This is a genomic window from Bacillus sp. JJ722 (assembly GCF_036963345.1).
Taxonomy (GTDB): Bacteria; Bacillota; Bacilli; order Bacillales; family DSM-1321; genus Bacillus_AD.
Genome location: NZ_JBALMO010000022.1, coordinates 1 through 4,840, shown reverse-complemented (window position 1 = coordinate 4,840; position 4,840 = coordinate 1). Strand labels below are relative to the sequence as shown.

Here is a 4,840-nt window from a genome sequence, read left to right as displayed (position 1 = left end):
CACTTTTCGGACAGCCCTCTTTTTCTATAATTTAAGCAACTCTTCTCAATAACACCCTTGAAGCTGCCGTATATAACATTACTACTAAAACTGCACAAAGAATAAAGCTAGGCAACATATACGTACCATTATAAATTGCTGAAAACAATGCAACCGGTTGACCTTCAGGAGCACCCGATCCAAAGAAAATGATTCCCGTAGCAAAATGACAAAGATATCTTAGTCCGCTACCAATAAACACCCCTAAAATCATTTGGCTAATAGCTTTACTTCTATTCCCATTGGCGAATCCATCGCTGATTCCTTTTGCAAATATCCCGGCAAAACCAACTACTGTAAATGCAAAGAAATAATCAATAAATCCTTGTACTGGGTGCATAATATAGGCCTGACCTAAAACAACTTGGAGCATACCTAAAAGAAACCCTGTTAATAAACCGCCTTTTAATCCCCAACGAAATGCCATTAAAAACACAGGTAACATGGCAATCGAAACGGATCCACCTTGAGGCCAAATTCTTGAAAAGACAAAATTAGACACCAAGTCTAACAATAAAGCTAGTGCTGCAAAAACAGCCACTTCAACCATAAATAATGTTTTGTTCTTCATATTCATTCTCCCTTACTTCCAAAAGAGAAAAAAAACGAGAGAGTTCTATACCTTCATTATTTTTCTACAATAACAAAAAAACAATGAAGGATGGAAATGGACACCTACATTGTTTAATCCATAACCACATCCCTACGCTAGTATTAACTAACAGGTTCATAGGGTCTGAACTATTACGTTCACTCTCAGCCTCGGCTCCCCTTGTGGACGATATGATATTTAATAACTATTACTCTACAACCTTTTAATGGGAATTTCAATCTTTTTCCCTCGCGCAACTTCTTTTGCTCTTTTCAATAAGACTGAAAGCATACAATTCTTGTGAGTATTACATACAATGTTGCTCTAGACACACATGAATTTCGTTTGTTATCTTTATTTAGCAAAGTAAAGAAAAACATTTATTTACACTATTCTTTAAGAAATAAATCATTGCTAAAACGAGCCTAATCAACATTCATTGGATAGGCATTGTTTCCATTTGAAAATTCAGTCAAAAACAAAGGAGGCGGACATAATGTCAAAGGACAAATCACTTGAAAATTTAGCTCAAAAAGGAGCATGGATTAGTATATTAGCATATCTGTTAATGTCTACTATTAAACTTTCAATTGGATTCTTTGGTCATTCTGAAGGATTATGGGCTGATGGATTAAACAATTCCACCGATATCATTGCCTCAATAGCTGTATTGATTGGTCTAAAAATTTCCGTTAAACCGCCTGACGAAGATCACTTATATGGACATACAAGAGCTGAAACAGTAGCATCATTAGTAGCAGCTTTTATTATGATGACTGTAGGAATAAGTGTAATTGCACAAGCTTTTCAGTCACTAGTTGATAAAGGAACTGAAGAGCCTTCTCTTATGACAGCAATCGCTGCAGCTTTTTCAGCATTATTTATGTTTGGCATCTATAAATATAATAAACAATTAAGCATTAAAACGAATAATGCTTCTTTATTTGCGGTTGCAAAAGATAATCTTTCTGATGCACTCGTTAGTATTGGTGCTCTTGTAGGTATAATCGGAACTTGGATTGGAATTAATTGGTTAGATACAGTTGCCGCAATTATTGTTGGTTTTATTATTTGTAAAACCGCCTGGAGTATATTTTTTGATGCTTCGCATAGTTTAACAGATGGCTTTGATCAAGAGTTGCTAGTTTCGATTAAGGGCACTATCGCTTCAACACCTGGTGTATTATATACATGTGATCTAAAAGGGAGAATGCATGGTAATGAAGTTTTGATTGAGGCTACCATTCAAGTAAATAAATCCCTAAATGTAATTGATAGTCACAACATATCGGATCATGTAGAACATCAATTGTTAGAAAAACATGGTATACAACATGCTTTAATCCATGTAGAGCCCTACTTATAATTACAAAACTTTAAACTTTAGCCTAAATAGGTATAACGAATCGTATTTTATAATATTTCCACCTTAAAAAGAGGAATTATAATCATAAACCAAGAATACCTTTTTACAAAAAGTGGTGCAATCAAATTGTAGCTCCATTCACTTTATATTTATAAAAATGATGGAGCTATTTGTATAGTAAAAACTACCGACTACAAATGTATCTATTCAATCTTACATGATTGCTGTGATACTCTTGAATCAATTTACTCACCTTATTTTAGAAGGAAAATGTTATTATTTATATAATCCATACTATATTTTTCTCAACCAACTTTTCACATAACATATACAATTTTTATTTTCTTTTGATAAGGTCCAACTTATATCATATTAACTGGGGGTGTTTACAAAAATGCATGTAGAAAATGAAGTGATTATTCACTTTTTACAAAAACATGAAGAGGACATTTATCATTCTTGGAAAGATAAATTGACATTTTCACCAGATGAAGCTTTAAAGGAGTCGATGCTAAATAATTCACGCACTACATATGCCTTATTCCTATTAAAATTACAGCATCCAAATTTAGATTTGTCAGAGCAAATAAATGGGTTAGCAATGAAAATTGCATCAGAAAGAGTTAGAACTGGAGTACATATACGGAACGTTCTTAGTAATATATCCATAGTAAAAAAACAAATTGCAGACAGTATTAATCAGCATTTCAAAGGTATTTCTCAATTTGATCAATGGATGATTGAATTGGAAAACACATTTGATTCTTTAATATTTTATACAGCTTCCTCTTTTGCTGATTTGCAAAACGAAATCATTCAAAAGCAAAATGAAATATTATCTGAGGCTCATAAAGAGAGGTTAACTTTACTTGGTCAAATGACATCTAGTTTTGTTCATGAATTCAGAAACCCTCTTACATCAATAAAAGGCTTTATTCAGTTATTAAAAGCTGAGTACCCTAACTTGAATTACTTAGATATTATTTATAGTGAACTTGAACAATTAAATTTAAGAATATCTGAATTTTTAGCTATTTCACGCAAAGATGAAATAGATCGAAAAGTCGTTGTTTTTACATTAGATCGATTAATAGACGAGGTCATTACATTCCTATATCCAAGTATTGTTGATATCAATGTTCATGTTGAGACATTTGTGGAGGAGAATATTTTTATTCTTGGGCAACTTGAAGAAATTAGACAAGTATTACTAAATATCATATTTAATGCATTAGATGTTTTGAACACCACACCAAATCCAACCATAACTATTACAAGCCAACAAATGGACGCTCATATGGTTCAATTAAAGATTACAAATAACGGACCACAAATCAGTGAAGACCTAATCGAAGACATTTTCAAACCATTTATTACAACAAAAGCTGTTGGAACGGGTCTAGGTCTGTTCGTATGCAAACAAATTATTGAAAGACACGATGGAACTTTAATATGTGTATCTTCTGAAGCTTGTACATCTTTTATAATCACCTTACCAGTAGCCCACTGTACATAACATTAGAAATAGAAAAAGAGACTGCAAGAAAGAATAGCCCTTCTGACAATCTCTTTTTCTAATATTTAACCTAGTGGATAGCCCTCTTCTTAAATCTTCCGCCTCGAACTTCAGAAATATTCGCAACGGCTAAAAATGCATCTGGATCAATTTCTTCCACAATTGATTTCAATTTTGCTTCTTCCAGACGTGTTATAACTGTAAAGATTACTTTCTTTTCATCTCCAGTGTAAGCACCTTCACCAGTTAAATATGTAACGCCACGACCAAGACGAGCTAAAAGCGCTTCTCCAATTTCCACATGATAGTCACTTATAATCCATGCAGATTTCGATTCATCCAGGCCTTGTAGCACAGTATCAATTGTTTTATAAGCTACAAAGTAAGCAAGTAACGAATACATCGCTCGGTCCCAGCCATAAACAAACCCTGCACTACCTAAGATGAAAATGTTTACAAACATAATCATTTCCCCAACGGAAAATGGCAATTTTTTATTGAAAACAATGGCCAATATTTCTGTACCATCCAACGAACCACCATTCCTCATAACAATTCCAATACCGACCCCGATTAATGCCCCACCGAATAAAGCAGCCAACAGTACATCTTCAGTGAAAACAGGCATGCCATGAAGCAATGAAATACTAATTGATAGGACAATAATTCCATACATCGTTGACAGAGCAAAGGTTTTTCCTATCTGCTTATAACCGATGAAGAAAAACGGTATATTGAAAAGAAAGATAAATACGCCCAAGCTAACCCCTGATAAATGTGAAGTAATAATCGATATACCCGTTATTCCACCATCAATTACCTGGTTAGGTACAAGTACGCTTTCTAATCCTATCGCCATGAGAAGAGCACCAATCGTGATAAATAAAATACGTTGAGCAATTCTCCTTTTAGTTAAACCCCTATGCTTTATTTTTTTGATTGTTTCTTTATTTATGGTATCCAATAAACCATCCTCCTTATTGTCATTTATTTTTTATTAAAATCGATTATAACTTAAAAAATAATTACTAAGGAAACACTCTCGTCCCTCATCAATCATTATATGTAAAAAATAGTTTTTTACTGATACTTATCGCTTATTTAGCTTCTTTGATTTAGCTTTTGTTAAGAAGAGACATCTAAGAATGAATTAAATGGATAAAAACCATCCGAAGAATTTGAGTTATTTAGAAGGAGAATTATATAGTTTTTCATTTTATGTAGATAATATTTTACCTATTTATAATGATAACGTAATTTTTTGCTCAGTGAAACCGATATGCATTATTTCATATAAAAAGTGTTACTTCTAATAAAGTGAAACTTT

4 protein-coding genes and 1 riboswitch are annotated in these 4,840 nt (G+C 32.9%); of the genes, 2 read left to right on the top strand and 2 right to left on the bottom strand.

Going from position 1 to position 4,840, the window contains the following annotated elements:
- Positions 1-31: 31 nt before the first annotated feature.
- Complete coding sequence (gene thiT, locus V7014_RS03715) at positions 32-610, bottom strand: energy-coupled thiamine transporter ThiT (protein WP_335504307.1); 579 nt, start codon at positions 608-610, stop codon at positions 32-34.
- Between the two features lie 112 nt (positions 611-722).
- Positions 723-822, bottom strand: a riboswitch (TPP riboswitch).
- Positions 823-1,127: 305 nt separating this feature from the next.
- Between thiT and V7014_RS03710 the strand changes: the two genes are divergently transcribed.
- Complete coding sequence (locus tag V7014_RS03710) at positions 1,128-1,997, top strand: cation diffusion facilitator family transporter (protein WP_335504305.1); 870 nt, start codon at positions 1,128-1,130, stop codon at positions 1,995-1,997.
- 394 nt (positions 1,998-2,391) lie between these two features.
- Positions 2,392-3,513, top strand: coding sequence for an ATP-binding protein (locus V7014_RS03705; RefSeq protein WP_335504303.1), 1,122 nt, complete (start codon positions 2,392-2,394; stop codon positions 3,511-3,513).
- A gap of 70 nt (positions 3,514-3,583) precedes the next feature.
- Here the strand turns inward: V7014_RS03705 and V7014_RS03700 are convergent, their stop codons facing one another.
- The gene (locus V7014_RS03700; protein WP_438824856.1) at positions 3,584-4,468 is read right to left on the bottom strand and encodes a YitT family protein; all 885 of its coding nucleotides are present in this window, start codon (positions 4,466-4,468) and stop codon (positions 3,584-3,586) included.
- Between the last annotated feature and the right edge of the window lie 372 nt (positions 4,469-4,840).

Excerpts from the sequence above, each read along its gene's own strand:
- thiT (WP_335504307.1), bottom strand. The coding sequence starts at position 610 with ATGAAGAACAAAACATTATTTATGGTTGAAGTGGCTGTTTTTGCAGCA.
- V7014_RS03710 (WP_335504305.1), top strand. The coding sequence starts at position 1,128 with ATGTCAAAGGACAAATCACTTGAAAATTTAGCTCAAAAAGGAGCATGG.
- V7014_RS03705 (WP_335504303.1), top strand. The coding sequence starts at position 2,392 with ATGCATGTAGAAAATGAAGTGATTATTCACTTTTTACAAAAACATGAA.